We start from the raw sequence: 25,243 nt of genomic DNA, 5'->3' as shown, positions 1-25,243 counted from the left end.
GCCAGAAGGTGTGGACGTCGAATGCGCAGAACTCGACGCGCGGTCTCGCGACCATCCGCACCAACCGCGACGTGCCGAAGCACACGGGCATCACCACGATGGTCATCGACCTCACCGCGCCCGGCGTGACCGTCCGCCCGCTGCGCGAGATCAGCGGCGACTCCGCTTCGCGGTCCTCAACCTACGGCAGGTCGTGCGGGCCGTCGCCGGTGGTGATTTCGGTCCGGAGGGCAGCGTCACCAAGATGCTCATTGCCGAACACACCCAGCACGTGGGCGAACTCGCGATGCACATCGCCGGTCCTGCGGCGTTCCTCGGGGACGAGCCGGTGTGGACCCACTACTACTTGCTGGGCCGTGCGATGACCATTGCCGGCGGCACGTCGGAGATCAACCGCAACGTCATCGCCGAGCGGTTGCTGGGTCCACTCCGCGGGCACATCTCGAACTAGGCTCTGCCACAAGGGCTTCGGGTCACCATGCCGCAGCGCAAGCTCATCCGGCTGTTGCGCGCCCGCGACGGCGAGGGTGCTTTCATCCACTGGCAGAAGCGCATGGCGGCCGCGCGCGAACTCGTCGTCGGTGGACGCGAGGACGTCGAGGTGCGCGACATCCTCGATTGACCGGACCTGTTGCCGGCGATCACTTCTCGATCTCCATGGCGACGGCCCGCACCGGTGCGCCGTCGATCCCGGCGAACGGGATCGGCAACAACGAGACGAGCGGATCCGGGAAGTCGACCGCCTCGAGGTTGCGCAGGTTCTCGCAGATGATCGCTCCCGCGTCGGCGAGCACGTGGTGCGCCGCGAGCGTCTCGTCACTCGTGGGATCCACGCTCGGCGCGTCGATCCCGATCGTGCGGACGCCGCGGTCGAGCAACCAGCGGCAAGCTTCGACGCTCAGAGCCGGATGCTCGAAATAACGGTCGGTGCCGAAATACCGCGACCAGCCGGTGAGGACGAGCGCGATGTCGCCGGGACCGATCGCCGGCTCACCCCACATGTCGGGGGTGACGAGCGAACCGATGTCGACGCGGGCGCGCACGTCGAGCACCACCCCGCGCCCGACGAAGTTCTCCGGTGGCACCGCATCGATCGCGGCGCCACCGCTGCGCACGTGCCGCGGAGCGTCGACGTGGGTGCCGGTTTGCGAACCCATGTCGATGCGCATCAGGTCGAAACCGTCGGTCTCGACGGTGGCGTGCGGAGTGAAGGTCGGTGCCGGATCCCCGGGATAGACCTGGATGTCCGGGGAGACGACGTGGGTCAGGTCGACGATCCGCCGTACACGCATGCCATCACTCCTGCTCGGGTCAGCCGAAATCGACCTGCCGCTGCGCATTCGCGAGCGCGGTGACCACACCGGTTCCGAATGCACCGAGACGGTCGAACAGCACCGCCGTCCCGACCGCGATGCCTTCACTGCTGATGTGGTTGTCGGCCTCGATACCGACCTCCGGCCCTTCCGGCAGGCGGGACAGCGCCAGGGTGACATCGGAATTGATGTAGCCGACGCCCTTGTCCGACCAGTTCGTCACGAACGACGTGCCCTCACCGACGGTCGCGGTGTTGACGAACGGTGACAGTTCCTCGCCGACGATGATCGGCAGCTGCCGCGACCACAGCCGCTTGCGATCGGAGTTCTGGTGTTCCGACCGCACCCGCGTCCATCCCGGGCCGTCGCTGCCGTACCAGGACGAATACTCGAGCGGTCCGGGCTGCGTCTCCAGGGAACCGGGAGGAGGCGTCGGGGACTCGCCGCGCAACCACACCGACCCGGGCGGCGGGGCCGACTTGCGGAGGAAGGTGAGCGTCGCGCGCGCCGACACCTCTCCACCCTGCATCAGGTTCGCGTCGGCGACGCGGATGCGGTTGCCGTCGCGCACCCGGGTGGTGGTGAAGGTGATCGGCTCGTTGCGGACCGGCCTGAAGAGATCGAGCGTGAACCGGGACGGGACGAAACCCTCGACGGCATGGTGGATCTCGAGCTCGCGTGCGACCAGACCGCTCACACACGGTCCGTTGAGCATCTTGTCCGACCACGGGCTGGACGCATACTTCGTGGGCAGATAGACACCGTCGTCCTCGGTGAAATAACCGCGGTTCTTGCGCTCGTGCATTCGGGAATTCTCCCAGCACCGGCCACAGTGCGCTCATCCGGATACCCCAAGATGGGTTCGTGCACGTACACGAACCCGATGTTCCGGCCGCCCGTACCCGTCTGATCGTCGACGTCGACACCGGCATCGACGACGCTCTCGCCCTGCTCTATCTCGTCGCGAGCCCGGAAGCCGAGATCGTCGCCGCCCTGTGCACTGCGGGGAACGTGCCGGTGGACCAGGTCACCGCCAACACGTTGTCGTGGCTCGAGGTGTGCGGCCGGCCCGATATCGAAGTGGCTGCCGGATCGCAGGTTCCGCTGGTCGCGCCGCTGATGACCACCGAGGACACCCACGGTCCGCAGGGGATCGGGTATGCGGAACTTCCCGCTGCGTCGCGGTCGCGGTCGTCGCGGTCGGCCGCGCAGGCGTGGGTCGACCTCACACGCGAGCATCCGGGAGAGCTCACCGGGCTCGTCACCGGCCCGCTCACCAACCTCGCCCTCGCCCTGCGCATCGATCCGGAACTGCCGTCGCGGTTGCGTCGCCTCGTGATCATGGGTGGGTGTTTCCACCATCCGGGTAATACGACGCCGACCTCGGAATGGAACGTCGCGGTGGATCCGGAGGCCGCCAAGGTCGTGTTCGACGCGTTCTCGATCGTCCCTCCGGACCGGCGGCCGATCGTGTGCCCGCTCGACGTCACGGAGTCGATCGAGATGCATCCCGAGCATGTCGCGCGGATCGGGGACGTCGTCGGTGTACCCCGATCCGGGGAACTCTCCCCGGACGCTCCGCGCGGTACGCGGTCGACGGCCGATGTCCCTCTCGTCCGCCACATCTCCGACGCACTGCGGTTCTACATGGAATTCCACCGTGACCAGGGCCTGGGCTTCCTCGCGCACGTGCACGACCCGTTCGCCGCGGCGGTCGCGCTGGGCACGGTTCCCTATACCTCCCGGCCCGCGACGGTCGACGTCGAACTCGACGGCCGGCTCACCCGGGGCACGACGGTCGCCGATCTGTCCGGTATGTGGCAGAGGACGCCGAACGCGGATATCGTGGCGGGCACCCGTCCGGCAGAGTTCTTCGATCATTTCGTCGAGCGGGTGGGATCGTACATTCGCGACTTGAACCTACCCCCGAGTAAGAACTAGCGTCGACAGCGCACAGTTCGGGGACAAGGAGATAAACGTGGCACAGAAAGTGCGCGTCCAATATTTCGACGATATCGACGGCCAACCGATCATGGACGGCCTGGCGCAGTCGTTCCGCATCACGGTCGACGACGACGAGTACGAAATCGACCTGCGGCCGGCGAACGCAGACAAGTTCCTGGCGGTCCTCCGCCCGTGGCTGCACGAGAAGGCACCGGCGAAGCCCGCTTCGAGCACCCGCACCATCACACCGAAGCAGACGGCAACAAAGGCTCGCACGCGGACGGCGGGGACCCACAAGGCGATTCCGCCCACCCGGTCGCCGGAGCAATTGGCCGCGATCCGACACTGGGCCCGCAACAAGGGTTACGACGTCAGTTCGCGCGGCCGGATCCCGCGTCACATCCTCGAGCGGTTCGAAGCCGCTCATTCCTGAGCATCACCCCGCCGCCTCCCGCGGCAGGCCATGAACACCACCGACGACCGGTGCCGCCTCGTCACGCGACGAGATGGTGCCGGTCGTCGCGTCGGATGGTCACCGCAGCGACGATCACGCCCACGACCACGCCGATGACGGTGTCGGCGACCCGGTTGACGGCGAGGCCCGGACCCGCGTGCTGCCCGAGACCGGTGAGCAGCAACGCCATCGTCGTCACCCCGACCGAGGCGAGCCCGTAGTTCCGGGTCACCGTGAGTTCGGTGAGGGTCTGGAACAGCACGGCGGCCGCGACCACCGGCCAGTAGCCCAGGTCGAGCGCGAGCAGCACGGCAGCGATCATCGCGCCGCCGACATTTCCGATCAGACGCTGGATGCCGCGCTGAACGGTGTTGCGGTAGTTCAATCCCTGCAACGCCGCCATGGCACCCATCGCAGCCCACAACGGATGGTCGAGCCCGATCAGTGCGGCCAGCGACGCGGCGAGCAACGACGCGACGAAGATCCGGGCCGCTCCGATCAGCACGAGACGGTCGAGCAGACGACCGCATCCTTCGCGGACGAAGCCGGGCGGCGTGGGCAGCACCGGCCGCCCCTCGGCATCCACGCGCGGAATCTCGATGTCGCGCCGCGCTTTCCGAAGCTCCTTCTCGAATCGGGCGAAATCGTCGCGGCGGGCGCGGGAGGTGTCGTGCGACCCGCTGTCGAGCACCACCTCGGCCGCATCGAGGAGGACGGCCAGTTCGTGGACATGGGCGTCCGGACGTCGCGGGGTATTCAGTGCGACGGTCTCACGCGCCTTACGGATGCTCTGTCGCGCAGCGGGAACGGCGTCCGCACCGCGGATCTCGACGGCGGAGACCGCCGCGAGGGCACGCGCGACCGCCAGACGAGCGGGCGTGTGGGGATGGGAGAGCGCGGGCAGCATCGCGATGACATATCCGAGCAGCGCACCGATGGTCGCCGCAGCGGTGACCAGACCCGCGTCACCCCATCCGTCGGAGAAACCGGCGGCGCCCGCGGCGGCGAAGATGAGGATCACCGGGCCGGGGCCCATGAGCGAGAAGGCCGTGAACACCCAGTACGCGACGGCCGAGCCCAGCGAGAGCGCGACGATCTGCGCCCACAGCGGGGCGCCCATCGCGCCGAGTACAGCCCCGAAGGCGGTGTAACCGACGATGCCGAGGCCGACCCACGGAAGGCGCACGGCGAGACGCGGATACGGCTCGTATCGCAGGAAGGCACTGGTGAGTGCGCCGAGGGCGGCGAAGCCGGCGACCTGTCCGTAACCGAGCAGACCGCCGCCGACGAGGGCGAGCATCGTCGCGAACCCCACGCGCAGCGCCACGGCCACGGTCGGATCGCCGCGCCGCACTTCGAGGGCGTCCCTCCACGCGCTCGCCGACAGCGGATGCGCGAGCGCTCCCCGGGTGTGACGGAGCTGAGGGCGGTCGTCGAGTCGGCGGTCCAGCATCCGTCCACCATATTACTTCACTGGTAAAATATCTATGAAATTGTTCGTCCGCTGCCGTTAGACTTGCCACATGCCCTCCGAGACACCCCAGCCCGATTACGTCGATCGCGTACGTCTCGGATGGACTGCCCACTACCCCGACCTCGACCTGCGCCCCATCGACGTGATCGGCCGCATCACCCGCATCGGCTCGCTCGCGCTCACCTACTTCGATCGGGAACTCGAAGCGAGCGGCATCAGCCGCAGCGAATTCGAGGTCCTCAGCGCGCTCGCCCGCAGCGACCACCCGTTACGCGCCAGCGAGGTCACCTCGATCACGGGGATCTCCGGCGCGTCGACCACGAAGCACACCGAGCGACTCGCCAAACTCGGTCTCGTCGAACGCAAACGACTCGAACGCGACGGCCGCGTCGTACTGCTCACCCTCACCGGCGACGGGCGCGCACTCGTCGAGAAGGAATTCCCGCGACGCCTGGCACGCGAGCGGCAGATGCTCGACGGACTCGACGACGACGAGGTGCAGGCCCTGTCCGACCTGTTGCGCAAGGTCGTCCGCAACGTCGAGAATCACTACCCGGCCTGACCCCCGGAACAGCTCAGGGCATCTCCTGCGTCTCGGCCCGCTCGATCTCGCTCACGGCGCGACGCAGATACGCTTCGGGAGCCACGCGGCGCGCAGCGACGAGATCGGCGACGACGAGCAGGCCCGCGGCCAGATACTGCTCGGGACGGATCCTCGGGCGTTCGGTGTCGGGATCGGACACGCCGAGCGCACCCGTGAGCACGGCGACGACGGCCTCGGGTTCCAGCGACGGCAACCATCGCAGCCCGGAACGGACGGAGCGTTCGAGCACGGCCTGCACGTCCTCACCGGCGAGGCCGTCGGGATGCAGTTCCTCGAGCAACTCCCGGACCATGCCCGCGTGCACGGCCGTGACCTGCTCGTAAGGCAGGTCGACGAGCACCGCAACCGCCTCGTCGAAGGGCTCGGCCGACTCGCTGCGGGCAGCGGCGAGCGCATCGGCGGTGGCCGTCGCGATCTCCCGCGGCGTTCTCGGCCAGTGGTCGGGCCACACAGCGATCTCCTGTCCTTCCTCCGGACGCCCTATCACAGTTGTTTCTGTCACAGGCGTTCCTGCAACGCGAGCGCGTCGTGCGGTGCATAGCCTTTCATGTCGTTGTCGAAGTACACGTAGACGTCCCTGCCGTCTCCGAGCCATCCGCGGATCCGCTCGGCCCACACGTCGAGGACCTCAGGGGTGTATCCGCTTGCGTACAACTCCTTGTCGCCGTGCATCCGCACGTAGACGAAATCGCTCGTGACGTCGGTGAGGAACGGGAACTTTCCGGCCGTGTCGGCGACGACGAGCCCGATGTCGTGCGCGCGCAGCAACTCCACGGCCTCCGGGCTCGCGAGGTCGGGATGCCGCACCTCGACGGCGTGCCGCAGCGGACGCTCTGCGTCCACCTCCACCCACACCCGGTCGTCGGCGAGCTTGCCGGTGTGCCGGCGGGCGAGTTCGCCGGCGGCCGTCGTCGTGCGGGGCAACCGGTCGAAGAAGTCCGCGAGCCTGTCCTCCTCGAAACCGAGGGTCGGCGGGAGCTGCCACAGCACCGGACCGAGTTTCGGGCCGAGCGCGAGCACACCGGAGGCGAAGAAATTGGCGAGGGCGTCGTCGACACCCGCGAGCCGTTTCATGTGGGTGACGAACCGCCCGCCCTTGACGGCGTAGACGAAGTGGTCGGGTGCGGCGTCCCGCCACGCGAGATAACTGCTCGGACGCTGCAGCGAGTAGAACGAGCCGTTGATCTCGATCGACCCGAACCGCTCGGCGGCGTATTCGAGTTCCCGGCGCTGGACGAGTCCTTCCGGATAGAAGTCTCCGCGCCAGCCCGGATAGCGCCATCCCGATATCCCGATCCTCGCCACGGCCACGTTCCCGAGCGTAACCTCGGCTTCGATTCGGCACGCGAAGCAGCACAACCGCGCTTATCCTCGGGGCTACAAGATCACATCACACGCCAGGAGCCGTCATGTCCACGAGCTCGGTTTCTTCCAACGATCCGTTCCGATCACTGCTGAAGCAGATCTGGTGGGTGGTGCTGCTGCGCGGCATCCTCGCGGTTCTCTTCGGTGTCGTCGCACTCGTCTGGCCCGGCATCACCGTGTGGGCGCTGGTGGTCGTCTTCGCGGCCTACGCGATCATCGACGGCATCGTGCTGGTCGTTCAATCGATCCGCGACAAACCCGAGGGCTGGGGCTGGTGGCTCGCCATGGGCGTCGTCTCCGTCCTCGCCGGTCTCGTCGCACTGTTCTGGCCCGGCATCACCGCACTCGCACTGCTGTACGTGATCGCGTTCTACGCCATCCTGTTCGGCATCACCGGCATCGTCGGTGGTGTCCGCTTCCGGAAGGTCCCCGAGTCCGGATGGGTGTGGTCGGTGCTCGCGGGCGTCGTCGCCGTCCTGTTCGGCATCGTGCTGCTGATCTTCCCCGGCGAGGGCATCCTGAGCCTGATCGTGCTACTCGGCATCTACGCGATCCTGTTCGGCGCGCTGCTCATCATCCTGGCGTTCCAGGCACGCAGCGCAGCGAAGAAGGCCGGCGTCATCTGACCACCGGCCTTCTCCCCGATCGATCTCAGGCGTTGCGCAGACGACCCCACGCGTGCCAACGGTCGATCTCGATCCACGCGTTGACGCGCTTGCCGTCGCGCGCGTGGTACGGCTTGCCCGTGTAGTGGCGAGCGATCCGATCGATGTCCTCCAGGGACGGATCGTCGGCGAGTTCGACGACCCGCCCCTGGAGGCTCACGTGCGTGACCCAGTCCTGCGGATCCATCGCCGACAGGCTCACCCGCGGATCGTTCCGCAGGTATTCGAGGCGCTTGCGGGTCGAATCCATGTTGACGAGGATCCGGCCGTCCTCGAAGACGTACCAGGTCGGAACGGACACCGGATGACCGTCCGGGCGCAGTGAGCTGATCGTGGCGTAATTGGGCTGGGCGAGGAACTCGGCGACGGCCTCGGGTACGGGTCGTTTCGGCACGGCACTCCCTTTTCGATACGGCGGACAGGGTCTCGATATCGAGCCTAGGCCGCGATTCCCGGCGAAACCGTCCCCGGCGACGCGGGGTGGACCGACCATGGAGGTCGGGATCTCGAAAGGAGACGGTCATGCCGCGATATCTCTGGCAGGTCAACTACACCGCGGACGGCGCACGCGGGCTGCTCACGGACGGCGGTACGTCCCGGCGCGACGCCATCGTCCGGATGGTCGAAAGTGTGGGCGGGACGGTCGATTCGGTGCACTTCGCGCTCGGTGGTCACGATCTGTACGTGCTCGGCGAAGTGCCCGACGAGATCGCGGCCGCGACACTCGAACTCCGCACCATCGCCTCCGGCGCCGCGCGCTCCACGCCGATCGCCCTGCTCACCCCCGAACAGGTCGACGAGGCCGCGCGCCGCGACGCGAGTTACCGGACGCCGGGGACCGCGGACGGCTGACCGCTCGCCTCCCGCGACGCACTGCTGGGTATCGTCTGCTCATCCTGTTGCTTTCTCGAAGAAAGTGAATTCGTGATGAGTGTGCGCCCGGCCCAGCGCAGCGACCGCCGCCCGGCCCGCATCCACCCGGCATGGTGGGTCGCCGCGGTGGCCTTCCTCGCGTTGTTCGGCGCCGCCGGCTTCCGGGCGGCACCCGGCGCGCTCATGGTGCCGCTGCACGACGAGTTCGGCTGGTCGACGAGCGTCATGTCGCTCGCGGTGAGCATCAACCTCGTCCTGTTCGGACTCGTCGCACCGTTCGCCGCCGCCCTGATGGACCGGTTCGGCATGCGCCGGGTCATCTCGTCGGCGCTGTTCCTCGTGGCGCTCGGCGCCGCCGGCAGTATCGCCATGACCGCCTCGTGGCAGTTGCTCGTCTTCTGGGGACTGCTCATCGGTACCGGCACGGGGTCGATGGCCCTGGTCCTGGCGGCGACCATCGCCGACCGATGGTTCGTCGAGCGTCGCGGGCTGGTGATGGGCATCCTCACGGCCGGTTCCGCGACCGGTCAGCTGGTGATCCTGCCTCCCGTCGCCGCGCTCGCGGAGAACGTCGGGTGGCGCCAGGCCTCGCTCGTGATCGCTGCGGCGGCGCTCGTCGTCGTCCCGCTGGTGTGGGTGGTGATCCGCGATCATCCCGACGAGCGTGGCGTCCTGCCCTACGGAGCCGACCCCGACACCTATCTGCCGCCGGCCCGAGCGACCGGCGGTGCCGTCGCCCGGGCTCTCGAAGGGCTGGCCTTCGCGGTGCGTCACCGGGCGTTCTGGGCCCTCGCGATCGCCTTCGCCATCTGCGGAGCCACCACCAACGGACTCGTCGGCATCCACTTCATCCCGTCGGCCCACGACCACGGCATGCCCACGACCACCGCAGCGAGCCTCATGGCCGCCGTGGGGATCTTCGACATCGTCGGCACCATCGCCTCCGGGTGGCTGACCGACAAGTTCGATCCCCGCAAGCTGCTGGCGTTCTACTACACCTTCCGCGGCGTGGGTCTGCTCCTGCTGCCCTGGTTGCTGCAGGAGTCCGTGCACCCCAGCATGATCCTGTTCATCGTGGTCTACGGCCTGGACTGGGTCGCCACCGTGCCGCCGACCGCGATGCTGTGCCGCCGGATCTTCGGCGACCGCGGAACCATCGTGTTCGGCTGGGTGTTCGCCTCCCATCAGATCGGTGCCGCGGCGGCCGCTTTCGGAGCCGGAGTCATCCGCGACAACCTCGGCACCTACACCTACGCGTGGTGGGCCGGAGCGTCCCTGTGCGCGGTCGCCGCGTCGCTGTCGATCATCACCAGGGGCCGCGTCGCCACGACCGCACCGATGGTCCGCAACTGAGCGACGCGACCGCGTGCGGATCGTGACGACGCAGAGGCACTATCCGGTTCGGAAGTCGCGCTCGCTACCGGCCCACTCACGGGCCCACTCGCGCAGTTCCACGGCGCGGATCTTCGATCCGTTGCCCCCGACCGTGGTGGGCATCCGTTCGATGATGTGGATCGCCGTGGGCACCTTGAAGGCCGCGAGGGTCTCGCGGCACCAGGCCCGAAGGGTCTCCGAGGTCGTGTCCGCGGGTGCGTCGTCGGTGGGGACGACGAAACCGATCGCCTCGGTGTAACCGCCGTCGCCGGTGATACCGACGACCTTGGCCGTCGCCACGCCGGGATGCTCCGCCAGACGCGTCTCGATCTCGGCCGGATCGACGAGGAAGCCGCGCAGGCGCAGGACGTCGCCCATCCGGCAGATGTAGCGGAAGCCTCCGTCGCCGAGGTCGACGGCGAGGTCGCCGCTGCGGAACCAACCGTCGGCCGTGAACGCGCGCGCCGCCGCGTCGGGGTTCCCGAGATAGGCGTCGACGACGTTCGGGCCGCGGAACTGCAGTTCGCCCTGCTCACCGGCCGGGAGGACCCGATCGTCGTAGGGATCGGCGACCCGCAGTTCGATCGCGGTGTCGACCGCGCGGCCGCCACCGTTCCAGCGCACCGCTTCCGGATCGTCGGCGTTCCACAGCATCGCGAGCGCGAACACCTCCGACGAGCCGAACACACCGGAGGTGTGGGTGCCGAACTCGTCGCGCAACCATCGGGCGATCTCGTGGGAGCGGCCGAGGAAGTCGGCAATGCCGACCCAGCGCAGTGACGACAGGTCGACGCGTTCACCGTCGTGCCAGGCGTCGTAGAGACGGCCGAACAGGTCGTCGGCGCCGACCGCGTGCGTGACCCCGACCTCCCGCATCCGGTGCAGGACCGCATCGGGATCGAAGACCGTCTCCATGAGCAGCGCTCCCCCACCGGCGAGCGCTGCCATCGCGGTACTGAAACCGAAGACACCCGAGACCGGGAGCACGCACAGCGCCACGTCGCCCTCGGCGACCTTCATGATCGCGGCGTCGGCGCGTCCGTGACGGACGACCGCATTACCGCGGTGCGCGGCCAGCTTGGGCACGCCCGTGGAACCGGATGTCGTGAACGCCACCGCGATCCGGTCCTCGGGATCGTCGTCGATCCCGGCCGGGGTGAGTGTCGCGGTATCGGGTGTCTCGGGTGCGTTCGCGCCACGCGTGTCGCCACTACCCGCCGTCCACGCGCCACCACCGAGATCGAAGTCGGCCGGGGAGGCCGAGGCGTTCGCCGGTCCGGGCACCACCGCGACCACCGGGGTGGCCACGTCGGGGACGGACGCCGCGGCCTCGGTGAGCCGGCCGAACAGGTCGAGTCCGTGGAAGGCGGCCGGCACGGCCACGACGGCAGGTCGCGCGGCGGTGAGGATGTGCGCGACCTCGCGGGTGTTGTAGCGGGTGTTGACACCGATGACGTGGGCGCCGAGCGCGGAGGCCGCGAACTGCCACACGAGTGCGTCGGACCAGTTCGGCAACATCACCGCGATGCACTGGCCGGCGCGCAGGCCGATGCCGTCGAGTTCGCTGCGCACGGCCTCGACCCGGTCGCGGAACTCTCCGCGGCTGCGGGCGACCGCCACGTCGTCGACGATGTCGTAGGCGATCGGGGCATCCGGGTTCGCGGAGACGAGTCCGTCGAGCAGTGCGGGCAGGGTATCGGTGCGGGTGGTGGTCACAGCGCTGCCTCCTCGGGAACAGCGACCCGGCGCAATTCACCGATCCAGGTGTCGGCGAGCGCGGCGAAGTCGTCGATCTCCTCCATCGGATAGTGCCCGATGCCGGCCAGTGCCGTGAAGCGGGCGCGTCCGGGAAGTGCGTCGTTGATGGTCTCCGCGGCCCGGGCCACGGCGTCGGGGTCGATCCACGGGTCGTCGACTCCGGCGACGAGGTGGATCGGTGCGGTCACGCGGTCGAGGCGGTCGCGCACGTCGTGGGTTCCCCAGCCGATGAGGTCGGACGACGAGATCTCCGGGTCCTCCCGCTTGTGCATGAGCGCGATCGTGTGCGCCTTCGCCTCCGGCACCGAACGGCCCACGGATGCAAGAGTTCCCAGATAGGTGCGTTCGGAGCGCGACGGTCCGGCGACGTCCTCGAGTTCGCGGCGCAGACCGGCGACGTTGACGCGGCCCGGGCCGGGTTCGGCTTCCATCGCCACGGCACCGGACAGCGGACGGTCCGGGCGGGTCGCGAGTTCGAGGGTGAGCTTGCCGCCGATCGAGCAGCCCATGACGAACGGCCGGTCGACGCCGAGCGCGTCGAGCACCTCGCACAGCCAGTCGCCGTAGGTGATCAGGCTCGTGACGGGACCACCGGGTGCGGGTTCGGAACGTCCGTGGCCGGGCAGGTCGGGGACGATCACCCGGTAGCCGCGATCGGCGAGATCGCGGGCCACGTGGCGCCACTGCACGCCACTCTGACCGGCGGTGTGGATGCACAGGACGGTGGGCAGGTCGGTCGCGTCGAGCGCGTTGCCGGATCGTGCGTCGGGAGTGACGATCTCGACGAAGCCGAGCGCTCCGCCGATCTCCAGGTAACGGGCCTCGATCATGAGCGGGCCTTTCGGGCGAGGGCACGGGCGTGCCCGATGATCGTGTTGAGCGGCTTGGTCAGGCGCAGGTACTCGTATCCGTCTCCGGTGGAGGAGAATTCGCCGCGGATGGCGCGGCGCATGAAGTCGTTCTCCTCGGACAGGACGAGATCGGCCCAGGCGTGGTCGGGGGCCACGAAGGTGAACGTCGCGCCGTGCGGGGTGCGCCGGGTGACGTCGACGATGCGCCCCTTGTAGATGCGCAGGTGCAGTTCGGTATCGCCGCTGCGCAGTCCGATGGTGCCGTCCCAGGTGGACAGCGACGAAGTGAATTCCCGGTCTTCCGAGAGGCTCTCGGCAAGCAGTGCGCCCCAGGCCGGGGTGCAGAAGTCCAGTTCGACAACCGTCGGCTGCTCGTCGTCGAAGGTCCATGTCTCGGTGCCGGATTCACGTACTGTGCCGGTCGCGTCCACGAGCCGGATGAAGCGGCGCGCGGTCCGTCCGGACACGCGGGTGATCACGGTGTCCGTGGACACGACGTCCGATGTGGAGACGGGATCGGTTGCGTTCCAGTCGAATCCGGACGCGACACCACCGGGAACGGGCGGGACGAGCGAGGCGACGGCCAGGGCACCGAGGAGAGGTGAGTTTGCCGGCGCCACCACACCGGAGTCGGCCAGGACGTCGGCCACGGCACGCGGTTCCGAGACGGTGCGGTCCCCGACGGTGAGAGGGCGGGTGACGGTGTGTGCGCTCATGCCTGTTCGGGCCTTCCCAGGAGTTCGTCGGAGATGATGCGCATCTGGATCTCGCTGGTGCCCTCGAAGATCTTCGTCAGACGCGCGTCGCGCCAATGGCGTTCGACCTGGAAGTCGGTGGTGTATCCGGCGCCGCCGTGGATCTGCACGGCCTCACTGGTGACCTGCTCGGCCATCTCGGTGGCGACGAGTTTGCACATCGACGCCTCGAGCGAGCATCGCCGGCCGGTGTCGATGTCGGTGGCGACCGAGTACATCAGCTGGCGCGCGGCTTCGATGTCGGCGGCCATCTTCGCGATCTTGAACCTCAGGTGCTGGAAATCGCCGATGGGACGGCCGAACTGGCGGCGGGTGTGCACGTACTCGATCGAGTCCTCGAGTGCGGCGCGGGCGAGACCGATCGCGCGGGCGGCGGTGTGGGCCCGGCCCACCTCGAGACCGGAGACGGCGAGATAGAAGCCCTTGCCCTCCTCACCGAGCATCTTGTCGGCCGGGATGCGGAAGTTGTCGAACGACAGTTCCCAGGTGCTCCACCCGAAGTAGCCGATCTTGCGGACCTTGGTGCCCGAGATGCCCTCGGGGAACACGCCGCGCTCCTTCTCGACGAGGAAGGCGCTGATGCCGCGGTGCGGCTTGGCCGCGTCCTTGTTCGGATCGGTGCGGGCGAAGAGCACGAGGTAATCGGCCTCGTCGGCGTAGGTGCACCACATCTTGGTGCCGTTGACGACCCACTCGTCGCCGTCGCGCACGGCGCGGCAGGAGATGTTCGCGACGTCGGATCCGGCCTCGGCTTCCGACAGGGCGTACGCGCCGAGGTACTCACCGCGCGCGACCTTCGGCAGCAGTGCCGCCTCCTGCTCGGGGGTGAAGCCACCGCCCATGCCGTTGCCGCGGGCGAGCAGACCCGACACGCTCATCCATGCCCGCGACAGCTCCTCGGCCACGAGGCAGTACTCGAAGACGCCGAGCCCGAGACCACCGTGTTCCTCGGGGATCATGATCCCGAAGAAGCCGATCTCGGCCATCTCCTTCTTGAGGGAGTCGGGGATGGTGCCCTGGACCGGGTCGAGTTCGTTGGCGACGGGCAGCACCTTCGTCATGGCGAAGTCGCGGGCGAGGTCGCGGATCGCGAGGCGTTCCTCGGTGAGATAGCGCGGGGAATCGGTGCGCGGCTGCGAGGGGCGGTGGGTCATGGGAGGTGCACTCCTTCGATGGACCGGAGTAGGTCATTAACGCTTGTTCACCCAGTACAGCACGGCACCCATGGCCCGTCAACGGTTAGCGCGAATATCCGACCAGATTGAGCGCGTATCCGGCGAAATCGTCGGCGACCTCCTGCGCCGAGAGGGGACCGTCCTCCCGGAACCAGAGGGGGATGCCGGCGCACATCGTCAGCACCGCGGTGACCCCTTGAGGAACCCGTTCGAGCGTGAAAAGTCCTTGTTCCACACCCTCTTCCGCGATGTCGACGAAGAGCTGTTCCTGCGCGTCGCGCGAGCCCACCACACGCTTACGGTCGAGCGGACCGAGATACCGCAGTTCCGAATTCGCCACCAGGCACGCTCGCGGATTCCGCGCGGTATACAGCGCGTGGGCCGAGACCGCTGCGCGCCACCGTTCGGCCGGATCGTCGCCGACCTTGCGCAGGGCGTTGCGGGTCGCCGTGAACTGCTCGTCGCTCGCGCGGCGGAGAATTTCCACGAGCAGTTCCGACTTGTTCTCGAAATGGTTGTAGACGTTGGCAGCGCTGCAACCTGCGGCGTTGGCGATATTGCGCATCGTCGACCCGTGGAATCCGCACTCGTAGAACTCGTCGAGCGCGGTCTCGAGAATCCGTTCCCGAATGGACGAGGACGCACCGTTCGACCGGCTGTTCATCCCTGCACAGTAGGCACACATCGCGCCCACCAGCAAGAACCTTCCCGTTGACGTGGCTGTTCACCGTTGTTATGGTCCGCATCACATGAACGGTTGTTAATAACCACGCACAACGGAGGATCTGCTGTGTCCAGTCCCCATCCCGAACCGTCCCTGCTCGACCGCATCACCCGCCTCGAAGACCTCGAGGCGATCCGGAAGCTCGACGCGCAGTACTGCCGCCATCTCGACGACGGCAATTGGGACGCGCTCATGGAGCTGTTCACCGACGACGGCGAGTTCGACGGCCTGTCCCACCCGAAGGGGAAGGAGGAGATGCGCACCTTCTTCGCGGGACTCGCCAGCGGCGGACTGACCTCCTTCTGGCACTTCATCACGAACCTCGAGATCGACCTCGACGGCGACCGCGCCACGGTGCGTTCGTTCCTGTGGCAGCCGTGCGTCACCGACGGTGCACCCGCGATCGCGGCCGGTCGCTACAACGACCAGGTCGTCAAGATCGACGGCCGCTGGCTCTACAACGTCAAGCAGGTGCGCTTCCACTTCTTCGGTCCGCTCGAGGCCGGCTGGGACGAGAACCTCTTCGCGCTCGACAGCGCCCGCGGCGCGGCGGTGCGAGCATGACCGACACCGTGAACAACGCCGTCCCCGCATCCTCGACGGACGAACTCGTCTGGACGCGAATGCTCCACCTTCCCGAGATCGCGGAACTGCGTCGCCGACGCGCCCGGGTGACCAACACGCTCGGTGGCATCACCGTCGCGCTGTTCACGTCCTTCCTCGTCGCCTTCATCGGGTTCCCCGATCAGCTGGGAACCACTGACATCCTCGGCATCCCGTTGTCGCTGTGGGTGGTGTTCTCCCAGTTCGCCGGAACCTGGGTGCTGGTCTGGGCGTACTTCCGTCTCTCCCGCACCTACATCGGCCCCGCCGTCGACGACGCGGTGGCAGCCGTCGAACGGAACCGTCCCGCATCCGAGGAGGTCGCATCATGACCGGTGACGCCGATTATCTCGCCATCGCGATCTGCAGCGCCGTCATCTCCCTGACCCTGTGGGTGACCTTCGCTGCGTCCCGGCGCGCGAAGAGCGCCGACGGATTCTTCGCCGCAGGTCGCTCGATCTCGAGCTGGCAGAACGGATTCGCCATCGCAGGCGAATTCATCTCCGCCGGCAGCTTCCTCGGCACCACCGGCCTGATCTTCTCCAAGGGCGTCGACGGCACCGTCATCCTGTTCACGTCCGTCATCTCGTTCCTGCCGGTGTTGTTCCTCCTCGCGGAGAAGATGCGCAATCTCGGCAAGTACACCCTCGCCGACGTCCTCGTCTTCCGCACCGACTCGCGGAACGTGCGGGTCGCGGTCGCGCTGAGCACGATCGCCACCGGCACCTTCGTGCTGCTCGCCCAGCTCGTCGCAGCGGGTGTGCTCCTCGAATCCGTCTCGGGCATCCCGTTCTGGCTGTCGGTGGTGGTCGCCGGATCGCTCATGGGCATCTACGTCTTCGTGGGCGGTATGCTCGCCACCACCTGGGTGCAGGTCATCAAGTCGACGATCCTGTCGGTGCTCGCGATCATCGTGTGCTTCGGCATCCTGGCGCAGTTCGGCTTCGCGTTCCCGAAGGTCCTCGACGCCGCGACCGACAACGCCGTCGCGGGCGACGCGATCCTGTCCCCCGGCCTGATCTTCGGCCAGACCAGCGCGATCAACCTCATCTCCTACGCGCTCGCGTTCGCCCTGGGCACCGCCGGGATGGCGCACATCCTCATCCGGTTCTTCACCGTCCCCGAGGCCACGACCGCCCGGCGCTCGCTCGGCTGGACCGTCGCGCTGTGCAGCCTGTTCTACCTGATCGTCATCGTGATGGGCTTCGGCGCCGCGGCCGTGCTCGGACCGAACGGCACCGACCTCGTCGGGCCCGGTGGCAACCTCGCAGCACCCGTGCTCGTCACCGAACTCGGTGGCGGCGCCGGCACGATCGGTGGGTCCATCGCGCTCGCACTCGTCGCCGCGGTCGCCTTCGCGTCCATCGTCGCAGTGGTCGCCGGTGTCGTGATCTCCGCGGCCGGCACCTTCGCCCGCGACGTGTGGCCGGCGGTCACGCGGAAGGAACCGATCGAGAATCTCGACGCGGACGAGCAGGCCCGCGAGGACGAGGCCCAGGCCCGCATCGCGCGGTACGGGGCAGTGTCCTTCAGCGTCCTCGCCATCGGTCTGGCCATGCTCATCGGTGACGACACCAACATCACCTTCTTCATGGGCATGGCGTTCATGGTGGCCGGCAGTGCACATCTGCCCGCTCTCGTGTTGAGCCTGAACTGGCGGCGCTTCAACGCCACCGGCGCGGTCTGGGGTGTGCTCACCGGTCTCGTCTCGACGGTCGTGAGCCTGATGTTCACCGAGGCCCTGTGGATGGGCAGCGGGCCCGCTCCCCTGACCATCCAGCTCCCGGTGATCGTCACCATGCCGCTCGGCATCGCAGCGTGCGTGATCGGGTCGATCGTCGGCGAGAAGCGCCGGGGACGCGGCCGCCTCGAGGACGAGAAGTTCGCGGAGATGCTGGTGCGCGCCGAGACCGGCATCGGCGCGGAGGTCGCCGCCACGCACTGATCCGTCAGCGATATTTCGGGTTCGCGACCTTCAGCCGGTTCGCGGCCAACCCCCTGATCACCTCGGCGACCTGCGGGTCGTCGAGGTGATCTCGTCCTGCACGCACACCGAGGGCGAGTTCGGCTTCGGAGCGGTAGCCGAGCCCGGCGAGCCGCACCCGATAGGTCTCCCGCACCGCCGGGGCGAAGGTGGCCTCCCGCGCGGCGATGCCGAGGACGTGCGCGGCCACCCGGCTGCGGTAGCGGGTCTTCGCATCGGCGCCCGCCCCGACCTCCAGGACGAACTCGCGCACCGCGTCGAGCAGCTCTTCGACGGGCGGTGCCCCGAGGAACTGCGGGGCGGCGAGCGGAGTCTCCGTCTCCTCGTGGGGAGGAACGCCCAGCAGATCCAGCAGGTCGTGTTCGCACTCGGCGACGCGGCGGCCGATGGCGAGCAGTTCGAGGGTGTTGTCGCCACCCGTCGCTGCTGCGGCGGCCTGCATCCGGCAGATCACCGCCCATCGCAGCGAGCCGTAGACCTCCCACCAGTGGACGACCTCGGGGTCGGGACTCTCACCCGATTCGTCGGCGTACCCGCGGAACAGGTCGTCGCGGGAACCGAACCCGCCGACCGGATGCGGCGAACCGAAACGCCACGTCCGGGTGCACAGCCACCCGACGTCCTCCATCGGATCACCGACGTGCGCCAGTTCCCAGTCGAGCACCCCGCGCACGCCCTCTGCGTCGACGAGGAGGTGCCCGTTGCGGAAGTCGCCGTGTACGAACGCTTTCCCGGTCGCCGGTGGACGGTTGCGGGTGAGCCACGCGAAGGCGGCCTCGAGCGTCGGCGCAGGTTCGCCGTTGGTGAGGTACTCGTCGAACAGGGAGGTCAGCGGGTCGTGTTCCGGCAGGTTCGGTACGGCCTCGATGTCCATGCGGTGGATCCGGGCGAGGATGCGTCCGAGTTCGTAGGGCAGCGCGGCGCGGACCTCGGCCAGATTCTCGTCGCGCAGCAACTTCTGCGGGAGTGCCTCGCCGGGCACCTTCGACATCACGAGGTAGGCGCCGATCCCGGGGTGCGGTTCGTCGCCGCTGCGGTCGATGACGTCGGGCACGGGCACGCCGACGCGGGCGGCCTCGTCGAAGGACGCCGCTTCCATAGCGATCCTGCGTGCGTCCTCGCGTCCCGGCGGGTCGCGGCGCAGGATGAGTTCCCGGGTGTCGCCGGTGGCCGCCACCGCGGTGATCGCCCACGTCTCGCGGCTCGCACCGCCGGTGAGCCGTTCGATGCGCCGCAGCGTCCAACTACCGTCGAGTACCGACGAAAGACGCTTCGTCAGTTCGTCTTTCAATTCACCGCTGACGCCACCCACCGCGACCTCCCCTGTTCGGTTTCCTGCGGTGGATACTCCCACGGGGATCGGCGGTGTGCGAGCACTTCCACCGTGACGTCGCGGAGTGTCAGGCCGCGAACCCCACCGCCCCGATGACCGGGATGATCGTCATGAAGACGATGGCGATCGCGAAGAGCGTGATGGTGATCTTCTTGTCCCAGCGCGATCGCGTGCCCGTCGCGGCGAGCATGAAGAAGACGAACCCCACGCAGATCGATCCGATACCGATGACGACGGGTGTTTCCAACATGCCTTCCATCATCGCCCATGCCGGTTCCGTCGTTCTTCCGGTCCACCGCCCGTGACCGGGCTCCGTCCGGAAGACGCCGTGGAAGGTCGGGTCAGCGGTTGAGCTGCGTGATCCGTCCGGTCAGCAGCGTGGCGAACGCCGTCCACGCCGAGTACGGAGCCAGCGCGGCGCCCGCAGCCGGACTCGCTTCGGCCGTCCGGCGCGTCAGATCCGCCGTGCTGGCGGCGAGCAGGGCGGCCACCACGGTCGCGGGCATCAACCGATGCCACTTGAAGAACACCCACGACCACGACGCGTTGAGGACGAGATTCGTGGCCAGAGCCGCGATGTAGTTGCGACGACCCGCGTAGTCGTCGGCGTCGGTGTACTCGTCGATCGCGACGGCCGAGGTGACAGCGATATCGGCGTACAGCGCCGTCCAGACGATCGGGAACGCTGCGGCCGGAGGCTGGAAACCGGGCTTGCGCAACTTGCGGTACCACCGGGAGTTCGTGTCCTGGGAGGCGATCGATCCGACGATCGCGGTGGTCGTGGTGGCAGCTGCGGTCGCGAGGACGGTACTGAGTCTCATGTCTGTCGGCTCCTGTGGATGACGGTTGATCGTCGGCTACCCGAGCCGAAGGAGCACGAAACGGACACCCCGGTAGGGTGGCGGGCGGGGAGGTCGACATGAGTGGATTGCAGCAGGTCGGCGACGGGGTTTGGGCGTTCGTGCGCACACCCGGCGGCTGGGGTGAGGCCAACACCGGGTTGGTCGTCGCTCCGGGAACGGCGTCGCTGGTCGTCGACACCGCATGGGACGTCGCATGGGCACAGCGCATCGCCGAGGCCCAGGCACCGTTGGTCGCCGATGCTCCGATCACCGACGCGGTGAACACCCACAGCGACGGTGACCACTGGTGGGGCAACGACACGCTGCCGCCCGACGCGCGGATCACCACCAGCGCCGCCGCACTGGACGGGATGCGCGAGGATCTTCCACCGCGCGCCCTCACTGTGCTGGCCGGCACGGGCTCCAGGATCCGGCGCGTCCCCGGCCCCGTCGGTGCGGCCGGTGCCTACATGGCGCGGGTCCGCGGCGGTGCCCGCTTCCCGCGCCGCACCCCGCGGATGCCCGACACGACCTTCGCGACCGCCACCTCACTGGACATCGGTGGTCGCACGATCGAACTCGAGCAACTCGGGCCGTGCCACACGGCCGGCGACCTGGTCGTCCGCGTGGCCGATGCCGGGGTCGTCTTCACCGGCGACCTGCTGTTCATCGGGTCGACGCCGATCCTGTGGCACGGCCCGCTCGACAACTGGTTGTCGGCGCTCGACCGATTGCTCGGCTGGGACGCCGCGGTGTACGTACCCGGGCACGGGCCGACCTGTGGTGCAGCGGAGATCCGAGCACTACGCGACTACTGGCTGTGGCTGCGCGACGCCGCCCACGATCATCACCGGGCCGGACTCACCCCGCTCGAGACAGCACGGAAACTCGTGCGCACGAGAGACTTCGATGCGTGGCGCAACTGGGAGTCGCCGGAGCGCATCGCGTTGAGCCTGAGCACCCTGTTCGACCAGTGGAACGGCAACCCACCGGCGCCGCCCACCATCACACGTCGCGCCGCAGCCTTCATCGCGGCCGAAACACTGCTGCGCGAAGGAGCATTCGAGGCAGCCTGACCGCCGGTCAGGACAGGTGCTTCGGCTTCGGGGTCGTCTTGTGCGACCAGTCCGACCCCACGGGCGCAGTTCCGAGCGCGTCCGGGCACTCGTCGCGTCCGGCAGGAGCCAGGGAGATCACGATCGACTTGTAGGTGGGGCAGTTGCTCTTCAGCGCAGTCGAATCGAGCGGGACGAGAGGGTTGGTCTCCGGGTAGTAGGCGGCCGCGCTTCCACGTGGCAGGTCGTACTCGACGATCCGGAACCTCTTGGCACACCGATCCCGGTCGTCGCCGTCCCATCGTGTGAACAGATCGACGAAGTCCCCGTCGTCGAAACCCAGTGCGGCGATATCGTCCCGGTGCATGAACACGACACGACGGCCACCCTCGATCCCGCGGTAGCGGTCGCTGAGGCCGTAGATGGTGGTGTTGAACTGGTCGTGGCTGCGCATCGTCTGCAACAGCAGATGTCCCGGCGGAACCTGAACCACTTCCACCGGCGATACGGCGAATTCTGCCTTACCCGAATCGGTATCGAAGGTCCGGGTGTCGCGGGGCGGATGCGGCAGGATGAACCCTCCCGGACGCCGGACGTTGACCTCGTAGCCTTCGCAGCCCGGGACGACGCGGGAGATGCGCGAGCGGATGTTCGCGTAGTCGTCGCGCATCGCCTTCCAGTCGATCCCGTAACGGTCACCGAGCGTGGCCTCGGCGATGCCGGTGATGATCGCGACCTCCGAACGAAGGTGCTCGGAGGGTGGCTTCAACGGTCCCCGGGACGCGTGGACCGCGCACGTCGTGTCCTCGACCGACACGAACTGCGGCCCCGAGGCCTGGACGTCCTTGTCTGTGCGCCCGAGCGTCGGAAGGATCAATGCGGTTCTGCCGCAGACCAGATGGGAACGATTGGGTTTCGTCGAGATGTGCACGGTCATGTCGATTCCGGCCATCGCCTCGGCGGTGACGCCGGTGTCCGGCGCCGCCTGCACGAAGTTGCCGCCGAGGCCGAGGAAGAACCGCACCTTGCCGTCGCGCATCGCCTTGATCGAATCGACGGTGTCGTAGCCGTTCTCGCGAGGAGGATCGAAACCGAACTCCTTCTCGATAGCGTCGAGGAAACTCTGCGGCGCACGTTCCCAGATCCCCATCGTGCGGTCGCCCTGGACGTTCGAGTGTCCGCGCACCGGCATGAGTCCGGCACCGGGTTTACCGATGTTGCCCTGCGCGAATGCGAGATTGCAGATCTCCTTGATGGTCGCGACCGCGTTGCGGTGTTGGGTGAGGCCCATGGCCCAGCAGAAGACCGTTGCCTTCGAGCGTCGCAGCATCTGAGCGGCCTCGGTGATCTGCTGTCGGGACAGGCCGGTCGCGGCGACCACCTCGTCCCAGTCGACGTCCCGGACGTGTTCGGCCCATTCGTCGAATCCCCGCGTGTACTGCTGCACGAAGTCGTGGTCGAGTGCGTCCCATTCGACGAGCAGCGACCCGAACGCCTGCAGCAACGCAAGGTCGCCGTTGACCTTGATCGACAGGTGCAGGTCGGACAGGTCCGTTCCCCGCCCGAGCACACCGCGCGGTGTCTGCGGGTTACGGAAGTTGACCAGGCCCGCCTCGCGCAGCGGATTGATCGTCAGGATCTTCGCGCCGTTCTGCTTGGCCTCTTCGAGCGCGGTGAGCATGCGTGGGTGGTTCGTGCCGGGGTTCTGGCCCTGCAGGATGATCAGCTCGGCGTTATGGACGTCGTCGAGTATCACGCTGGCCTTGCCGATGCCGATCGATTCCTGCAGCGCGATGCTCGTGGACTCGTGGCACATGTTCGAGCAGTCGGGCAGGTTGTTCGTCCCGAACGCCCGCGCGAACAGCTGGTACACGAAAGCTGCCTCGTTCGACGCGCGTCCGGACGTGTAGAAAGTGGCCTGATCGGGGCTGTCCAGCGACTTCAGCTGCTCGCCGATGAGGGCGAAGGCCTCGTCCCACTCGATCGGGGTGTAATGCGTGGCGCCGGGCCTCTTGACCATCGGGTGCGTGATGCGGCCCTGCTTGCCAAGCCACAGTTCGCTGTGGGAAGCGAGCTCGTCGATGCTGTACCGCGCGAAGAACTCGGGATCGGCGCGTCGCTTGGTGCCCTCCTCGGCGACGGCCTTGGCACCGTTCTCGCAGAATTCGGCGATCTTGCGATGACCGGGATCCGGGTCGGGCCACGCACAGCTCGGGCAGTCGAACCCTTCGGCCTGGTTCAGCTCGAGCAGCGTCTCCGCTGAACGCACCAGCCCCATCTGCTCGAGGGATCGCTTCATCGCCACGGCGACGCCGGTGACGCCGGCGGCGGCCTTCTTGCGGTCTCCGACCTCGAGGTCGGCCTCGTCGTAGTCGGACTGCAGGTCGCTCTTCTGCATTCGCTCACCTCTCACCGAGCACAGTTCTGCGCGGCGGGTACCCGTGGTGTCCACCCCTCGAAACCCCCGATCGGTTCCCGCTCCGAGGCCGCCGATGGGACGTACCCTCGGAGAATGGGTTGGTCGAAAACGCTCGGTATCCCGGCCGCTGCGGCGGCCGCCGTCGGTGCCTACGATCTTGTGCAGAAACGACATTCGCTGCTGCGGAACTTCCCGATTCTCGGGCATGCGCGTTACGTCCTGGAGTCGCTGGGACCCGAACTGCGGCAGTACATCACGACGAACAACGACGAGGAACGTCCGTTCAACCGCGACCAGCGCAGGTGGATCTACGCATCGTCGAAGAACGTTACGAACACCTTCGGCTTCGGCAGCGACAACGACATCGAGTACACCGACGGGTACACGATCATCAAGCACCGGACGTTCTCGGATCTGCCGCCGTCGGCCGCGCCTCACGGTGGCGAGAAGGTCTCCATTCCGTCCGCGAAGATCCTCGGAGGTGCCCGGGGGCGCGCCCGCGCCTTCCGTCCCGGGTCGTTCGTCAACATCTCCGCGATGAGCTTCGGCTCGCTGTCCGGTGCCGCCGTGGAAGCACTCAACCGGGGTGCCGGCGCGGCCGGGTGTCTGCAGAACACCGGCGAAGGTGGCCTGACGAACTACCACCGCAACGGCGGAGAGTTGATCTTCCAGATCGGCACCGGCTACTTCGGGTGCCGTGACGAGGACGGCCGCTTCGACCTCGCACGGCTGAAGCGGGTCGTCGACTCGGCACCCGTCCGTGCTCTGGAGATCAAACTCAGCCAGGGCGCCAAGCCCGGACTGGGCGGACTGCTCCCCGGAGCCAAGGTCACCCCGGAGATCGCTGAGGTCCGCGGAATCCCCGTCGGCAAGGACTGCGTGAGTCCGTCCCGGCACACGGAGTTCCACGACATCGACAGTCTGCTCGACTGGGTCGAACTGCTCGCCACCGAGACGGGCCTTCCCGTGGGCATCAAGTCCGCCGTCGGCGATACCACCTTCTGGGACGAACTCACGCGGCAGATGAGCGAGACCGACCGCGGCGTCGACTTCGTCACCATCGACGGCGGCGAAGGCGGAACCGGCGCAGCACCATTGGTGTTCGCCGACGCGGTCTCACTTCCGTTCCGCAGCGGTTTCGCGCGGGTCTACGCGACGTTCGCCGAGGCCGGCCTGACCGACGACGTCACCTTCATCGGCGCCGGCAAACTCGGTCTACCCGACAACGCGGTGGTCGCCATGGCACTCGGCTGCGACATGGTCAACGTCGCACGCGAACCGATGTTCTCGATCGGATGCATCCAGGCACAGAAATGTCACACCGACCGCTGCCCCACCGGCGTCGCCACCCAGAACCGCTGGCTCACCCGAGGACTCGACGTCCCGTCGAAGGCCGACCGCGTCGCCGACTACATCGAAGCCCTACGCCGCGACGTGTTCAAGATCGCGCAGGCCACAGGAGTGGCGCATCCGGGCCTGATCACCGTCGACGACATCGAGATCGCCGACGGCAACCGGCACGCGATCACCCTGCGCGAGATGTACGGCTACCGGGACGGATGGGGACTGCCGTCGCAGGCGGACCGGGAGGAGATCACGCGTCTGATGACCGCGGAAGCGGTGACGACACCGGGTGGGACGGAGGAGTCGACGGCGACCTCGTAATCACCTGTGGTCA

Annotated in this window: 28 protein-coding genes; 13 read left to right on the top strand and 15 right to left on the bottom strand. The window is 67.8% G+C overall.

What is annotated here, in order from left to right:
* The first annotated feature begins 10 nt into the window (after positions 1 to 10).
* Positions 11 to 451 carry an acyl-CoA dehydrogenase family protein gene (locus ACPCXD_RS00610; RefSeq protein WP_419957106.1) on the top strand — a complete coding sequence of 147 codons (441 nt, stop codon included), beginning with the start codon at positions 11 to 13 and terminating at the stop codon, positions 449 to 451.
* A 27-nt stretch (positions 452 to 478) separates the two neighbouring features.
* Positions 479 to 622 carry a hypothetical protein gene (locus tag ACPCXD_RS00605; protein WP_226950019.1) on the top strand — a complete coding sequence of 48 codons (144 nt, stop codon included), beginning with the start codon at positions 479 to 481 and terminating at the stop codon, positions 620 to 622.
* Positions 623 to 641: 19 nt separating this feature from the next.
* On the opposite strand, the gene ACPCXD_RS00600 is transcribed toward ACPCXD_RS00605, so the two are convergent.
* Together ACPCXD_RS00600 and ACPCXD_RS00595 are read right to left on the bottom strand one after the other, a co-directional pair.
* Complete coding sequence (locus ACPCXD_RS00600) at positions 642 to 1,292, bottom strand: cyclase family protein (protein WP_160877258.1); 651 nt, start codon at positions 1,290 to 1,292, stop codon at positions 642 to 644.
* A 19-nt stretch (positions 1,293 to 1,311) separates the two neighbouring features.
* On the bottom strand, positions 1,312 to 2,118 hold the full coding sequence (locus ACPCXD_RS00595; RefSeq protein WP_160877256.1) for an acyl-CoA thioesterase domain-containing protein: 807 nt from the start codon (positions 2,116 to 2,118) through the stop codon (positions 1,312 to 1,314).
* Between the two features lie 59 nt (positions 2,119 to 2,177).
* On the opposite strand from ACPCXD_RS00595, the gene ACPCXD_RS00590 reads away from it, so the two are divergent.
* Both ACPCXD_RS00590 and ACPCXD_RS00585 read left to right on the top strand, forming a co-directional pair.
* Complete coding sequence (locus tag ACPCXD_RS00590) at positions 2,178 to 3,254, top strand: nucleoside hydrolase (protein WP_423657865.1); 1,077 nt, start codon at positions 2,178 to 2,180, stop codon at positions 3,252 to 3,254.
* Positions 3,255 to 3,291: 37 nt separating this feature from the next.
* Entirely contained in the window at positions 3,292 to 3,690 is a 399-nt protein-coding gene (locus ACPCXD_RS00585; RefSeq protein WP_088898084.1) for a histone-like nucleoid-structuring protein Lsr2, read from the top strand.
* 61 nt (positions 3,691 to 3,751) lie between these two features.
* On the opposite strand, the gene ACPCXD_RS00580 is transcribed toward ACPCXD_RS00585, so the two are convergent.
* Positions 3,752 to 5,164 (bottom strand): FUSC family protein, encoded by a 1,413-nt coding sequence (locus tag ACPCXD_RS00580; protein ID WP_160877252.1) that lies wholly within the window; start codon positions 5,162 to 5,164, stop codon positions 3,752 to 3,754.
* A gap of 70 nt (positions 5,165 to 5,234) precedes the next feature.
* Here ACPCXD_RS00580 and ACPCXD_RS00575 point away from each other — a divergent pair, with 70 nt between their 5' ends.
* Positions 5,235 to 5,747 (top strand): MarR family transcriptional regulator, encoded by a 513-nt coding sequence (locus ACPCXD_RS00575; protein ID WP_160877250.1) that lies wholly within the window; start codon positions 5,235 to 5,237, stop codon positions 5,745 to 5,747.
* A 13-nt stretch (positions 5,748 to 5,760) separates the two neighbouring features.
* Here the strand turns inward: ACPCXD_RS00575 and ACPCXD_RS00570 are convergent, their stop codons facing one another.
* Together ACPCXD_RS00570 and ACPCXD_RS00565 are read right to left on the bottom strand one after the other, a co-directional pair.
* The gene (locus tag ACPCXD_RS00570) at positions 5,761 to 6,240 is read right to left on the bottom strand and encodes a hypothetical protein (RefSeq protein WP_337201657.1); all 480 of its coding nucleotides are present in this window, start codon (positions 6,238 to 6,240) and stop codon (positions 5,761 to 5,763) included.
* 47 nt (positions 6,241 to 6,287) lie between these two features.
* A complete protein-coding gene (locus ACPCXD_RS00565; RefSeq protein ID WP_423657862.1) occupies positions 6,288 to 7,100 on the bottom strand; it encodes a DUF72 domain-containing protein in 813 nt (270 codons plus the stop codon).
* A gap of 98 nt (positions 7,101 to 7,198) precedes the next feature.
* Between ACPCXD_RS00565 and ACPCXD_RS00560 the strand changes: the two genes are divergently transcribed.
* Complete coding sequence (locus ACPCXD_RS00560) at positions 7,199 to 7,780, top strand: DUF308 domain-containing protein (RefSeq protein ID WP_160877246.1); 582 nt, start codon at positions 7,199 to 7,201, stop codon at positions 7,778 to 7,780.
* 25 nt (positions 7,781 to 7,805) lie between these two features.
* Here ACPCXD_RS00560 and ACPCXD_RS00555 read toward each other — a convergent pair whose 3' ends face one another.
* On the bottom strand, positions 7,806 to 8,213 hold the full coding sequence (locus ACPCXD_RS00555) for a TIGR03618 family F420-dependent PPOX class oxidoreductase (RefSeq protein WP_016692596.1): 408 nt from the start codon (positions 8,211 to 8,213) through the stop codon (positions 7,806 to 7,808).
* 128 nt (positions 8,214 to 8,341) lie between these two features.
* Here ACPCXD_RS00555 and ACPCXD_RS00550 point away from each other — a divergent pair, with 128 nt between their 5' ends.
* Both ACPCXD_RS00550 and ACPCXD_RS00545 read left to right on the top strand, forming a co-directional pair.
* The gene (locus ACPCXD_RS00550) at positions 8,342 to 8,671 is read left to right on the top strand and encodes a GYD domain-containing protein (protein WP_160877244.1); all 330 of its coding nucleotides are present in this window, start codon (positions 8,342 to 8,344) and stop codon (positions 8,669 to 8,671) included.
* A 75-nt stretch (positions 8,672 to 8,746) separates the two neighbouring features.
* Entirely contained in the window at positions 8,747 to 10,045 is a 1,299-nt protein-coding gene (locus ACPCXD_RS00545) for an MFS transporter (RefSeq protein ID WP_423657859.1), read from the top strand.
* Positions 10,046 to 10,084: 39 nt separating this feature from the next.
* Here the strand turns inward: ACPCXD_RS00545 and ACPCXD_RS00540 are convergent, their stop codons facing one another.
* The 5 genes from ACPCXD_RS00540 to ACPCXD_RS00520 all read right to left on the bottom strand — a co-directional run bounded on the left by ACPCXD_RS00540 (position 10,085) and on the right by ACPCXD_RS00520 (position 15,269).
* Positions 10,085 to 11,782, bottom strand: coding sequence for an AMP-binding protein (locus tag ACPCXD_RS00540; RefSeq protein ID WP_423657857.1), 1,698 nt, complete (start codon positions 11,780 to 11,782; stop codon positions 10,085 to 10,087).
* On the bottom strand, positions 11,779 to 12,654 hold the full coding sequence (locus ACPCXD_RS00535; protein ID WP_088898093.1) for an alpha/beta fold hydrolase: 876 nt from the start codon (positions 12,652 to 12,654) through the stop codon (positions 11,779 to 11,781). Before ACPCXD_RS00535 ends, ACPCXD_RS00540 begins: the two co-directional genes overlap by 4 nt.
* Positions 12,651 to 13,391: a hypothetical protein gene (locus ACPCXD_RS00530; protein ID WP_423657855.1), complete on the bottom strand. Its 741-nt coding sequence runs from the start codon at positions 13,389 to 13,391 to the stop codon at positions 12,651 to 12,653. The genes ACPCXD_RS00535 and ACPCXD_RS00530 overlap by 4 nt, the downstream gene beginning before the upstream one ends.
* Positions 13,388 to 14,584, bottom strand: a complete 1,197-nt coding sequence (locus ACPCXD_RS00525; protein ID WP_160877234.1) for an acyl-CoA dehydrogenase family protein — start codon at positions 14,582 to 14,584, stop codon at positions 13,388 to 13,390. Before ACPCXD_RS00525 ends, ACPCXD_RS00530 begins: the two co-directional genes overlap by 4 nt.
* 85 nt (positions 14,585 to 14,669) lie before the next feature.
* Positions 14,670 to 15,269 carry a TetR-type transcription factor C-terminal domain-containing protein gene (locus ACPCXD_RS00520; protein ID WP_160877232.1) on the bottom strand — a complete coding sequence of 200 codons (600 nt, stop codon included), beginning with the start codon at positions 15,267 to 15,269 and terminating at the stop codon, positions 14,670 to 14,672.
* 126 nt (positions 15,270 to 15,395) lie between these two features.
* Between ACPCXD_RS00520 and ACPCXD_RS00515 the strand changes: the two genes are divergently transcribed.
* Genes ACPCXD_RS00515 through ACPCXD_RS00505 form a run of 3 tightly spaced genes read left to right on the top strand, consistent with a single transcriptional unit; the run spans position 15,396 to position 17,877 of the window.
* Entirely contained in the window at positions 15,396 to 15,893 is a 498-nt protein-coding gene (locus ACPCXD_RS00515) for a nuclear transport factor 2 family protein (RefSeq protein WP_160877230.1), read from the top strand.
* Entirely contained in the window at positions 15,890 to 16,264 is a 375-nt protein-coding gene (locus tag ACPCXD_RS00510; protein ID WP_160877228.1) for a DUF485 domain-containing protein, read from the top strand. Before ACPCXD_RS00515 ends, ACPCXD_RS00510 begins: the two co-directional genes overlap by 4 nt.
* Complete coding sequence (locus ACPCXD_RS00505; RefSeq protein ID WP_160877226.1) at positions 16,261 to 17,877, top strand: sodium:solute symporter family transporter; 1,617 nt, start codon at positions 16,261 to 16,263, stop codon at positions 17,875 to 17,877. Before ACPCXD_RS00510 ends, ACPCXD_RS00505 begins: the two co-directional genes overlap by 4 nt.
* A 4-nt stretch (positions 17,878 to 17,881) precedes the next feature.
* Here the strand turns inward: ACPCXD_RS00505 and ACPCXD_RS00500 are convergent, their stop codons facing one another.
* The 3 genes from ACPCXD_RS00500 to ACPCXD_RS00490 all read right to left on the bottom strand — a co-directional run bounded on the left by ACPCXD_RS00500 (position 17,882) and on the right by ACPCXD_RS00490 (position 20,070).
* Positions 17,882 to 19,228 carry a phosphotransferase family protein gene (locus tag ACPCXD_RS00500; RefSeq protein ID WP_423657852.1) on the bottom strand — a complete coding sequence of 449 codons (1,347 nt, stop codon included), beginning with the start codon at positions 19,226 to 19,228 and terminating at the stop codon, positions 17,882 to 17,884.
* Positions 19,229 to 19,316: 88 nt separating this feature from the next.
* A complete protein-coding gene (locus ACPCXD_RS00495) occupies positions 19,317 to 19,499 on the bottom strand; it encodes a hypothetical protein (RefSeq protein ID WP_026061210.1) in 183 nt (60 codons plus the stop codon).
* Positions 19,500 to 19,590: 91 nt separating this feature from the next.
* Positions 19,591 to 20,070 (bottom strand): TspO/MBR family protein, encoded by a 480-nt coding sequence (locus ACPCXD_RS00490; protein WP_423657850.1) that lies wholly within the window; start codon positions 20,068 to 20,070, stop codon positions 19,591 to 19,593.
* 98 nt (positions 20,071 to 20,168) lie between these two features.
* On the opposite strand from ACPCXD_RS00490, the gene ACPCXD_RS00485 reads away from it, so the two are divergent.
* Positions 20,169 to 21,167 carry an MBL fold metallo-hydrolase gene (locus ACPCXD_RS00485; protein ID WP_037190394.1) on the top strand — a complete coding sequence of 333 codons (999 nt, stop codon included), beginning with the start codon at positions 20,169 to 20,171 and terminating at the stop codon, positions 21,165 to 21,167.
* A gap of 7 nt (positions 21,168 to 21,174) precedes the next feature.
* On the opposite strand, the gene ACPCXD_RS00480 is transcribed toward ACPCXD_RS00485, so the two are convergent.
* Positions 21,175 to 23,544 (bottom strand): FdhF/YdeP family oxidoreductase, encoded by a 2,370-nt coding sequence (locus ACPCXD_RS00480; RefSeq protein WP_423657847.1) that lies wholly within the window; start codon positions 23,542 to 23,544, stop codon positions 21,175 to 21,177.
* A 114-nt stretch (positions 23,545 to 23,658) separates the two neighbouring features.
* Between ACPCXD_RS00480 and ACPCXD_RS00475 the strand changes: the two genes are divergently transcribed.
* Positions 23,659 to 25,230, top strand: coding sequence for an FMN-binding glutamate synthase family protein (locus ACPCXD_RS00475; RefSeq protein ID WP_423657845.1), 1,572 nt, complete (start codon positions 23,659 to 23,661; stop codon positions 25,228 to 25,230).
* Positions 25,231 to 25,243: the final 13 nt, after the last annotated feature.

Source organism: Rhodococcus sp. AB351 (assembly GCF_049538275.1).
Classification (GTDB): Bacteria; Actinomycetota; Actinomycetes; order Mycobacteriales; family Mycobacteriaceae; genus Rhodococcus.
The sequence above is the reverse complement of the archived record's forward strand: the minus strand, read 5'-3'. Positions and strand labels throughout refer to the sequence as shown.

Bases quoted from the DNA above. Each gene is read 5' to 3' on its own strand.
- ACPCXD_RS00505 (WP_160877226.1), top strand. From the start codon at position 16,261: ATGACCGGTGACGCCGATTATCTCGCCATCGCGATCTGCAGCGCCGTC.
- ACPCXD_RS00475 (WP_423657845.1), top strand. From the start codon at position 23,659: ATGGGTTGGTCGAAAACGCTCGGTATCCCGGCCGCTGCGGCGGCCGCC.
- ACPCXD_RS00510 (WP_160877228.1), top strand. From the start codon at position 15,890: ATGACCGACACCGTGAACAACGCCGTCCCCGCATCCTCGACGGACGAA.
- ACPCXD_RS00535 (WP_088898093.1), bottom strand. From the start codon at position 12,654: ATGATCGAGGCCCGTTACCTGGAGATCGGCGGAGCGCTCGGCTTCGTC.
- ACPCXD_RS00525 (WP_160877234.1), bottom strand. From the start codon at position 14,584: ATGACCCACCGCCCCTCGCAGCCGCGCACCGATTCCCCGCGCTATCTC.
- ACPCXD_RS00575 (WP_160877250.1), top strand. From the start codon at position 5,235: ATGCCCTCCGAGACACCCCAGCCCGATTACGTCGATCGCGTACGTCTC.
- ACPCXD_RS00550 (WP_160877244.1), top strand. From the start codon at position 8,342: ATGCCGCGATATCTCTGGCAGGTCAACTACACCGCGGACGGCGCACGC.
- ACPCXD_RS00545 (WP_423657859.1), top strand. From the start codon at position 8,747: ATGAGTGTGCGCCCGGCCCAGCGCAGCGACCGCCGCCCGGCCCGCATC.
- ACPCXD_RS00495 (WP_026061210.1), bottom strand. From the start codon at position 19,499: ATGTTGGAAACACCCGTCGTCATCGGTATCGGATCGATCTGCGTGGGG.
- ACPCXD_RS00560 (WP_160877246.1), top strand. From the start codon at position 7,199: ATGTCCACGAGCTCGGTTTCTTCCAACGATCCGTTCCGATCACTGCTG.
- ACPCXD_RS00485 (WP_037190394.1), top strand. From the start codon at position 20,169: ATGAGTGGATTGCAGCAGGTCGGCGACGGGGTTTGGGCGTTCGTGCGC.
- ACPCXD_RS00595 (WP_160877256.1), bottom strand. From the start codon at position 2,118: ATGCACGAGCGCAAGAACCGCGGTTATTTCACCGAGGACGACGGTGTC.
- ACPCXD_RS00490 (WP_423657850.1), bottom strand. From the start codon at position 20,070: ATGAGACTCAGTACCGTCCTCGCGACCGCAGCTGCCACCACGACCACC.
- ACPCXD_RS00480 (WP_423657847.1), bottom strand. From the start codon at position 23,544: ATGCAGAAGAGCGACCTGCAGTCCGACTACGACGAGGCCGACCTCGAG.
- ACPCXD_RS00520 (WP_160877232.1), bottom strand. From the start codon at position 15,269: ATGAACAGCCGGTCGAACGGTGCGTCCTCGTCCATTCGGGAACGGATT.
- ACPCXD_RS00580 (WP_160877252.1), bottom strand. From the start codon at position 5,164: ATGCTGGACCGCCGACTCGACGACCGCCCTCAGCTCCGTCACACCCGG.
- ACPCXD_RS00600 (WP_160877258.1), bottom strand. From the start codon at position 1,292: ATGCGTGTACGGCGGATCGTCGACCTGACCCACGTCGTCTCCCCGGAC.
- ACPCXD_RS00605 (WP_226950019.1), top strand. From the start codon at position 479: ATGCCGCAGCGCAAGCTCATCCGGCTGTTGCGCGCCCGCGACGGCGAG.
- ACPCXD_RS00530 (WP_423657855.1), bottom strand. From the start codon at position 13,391: ATGAGCGCACACACCGTCACCCGCCCTCTCACCGTCGGGGACCGCACC.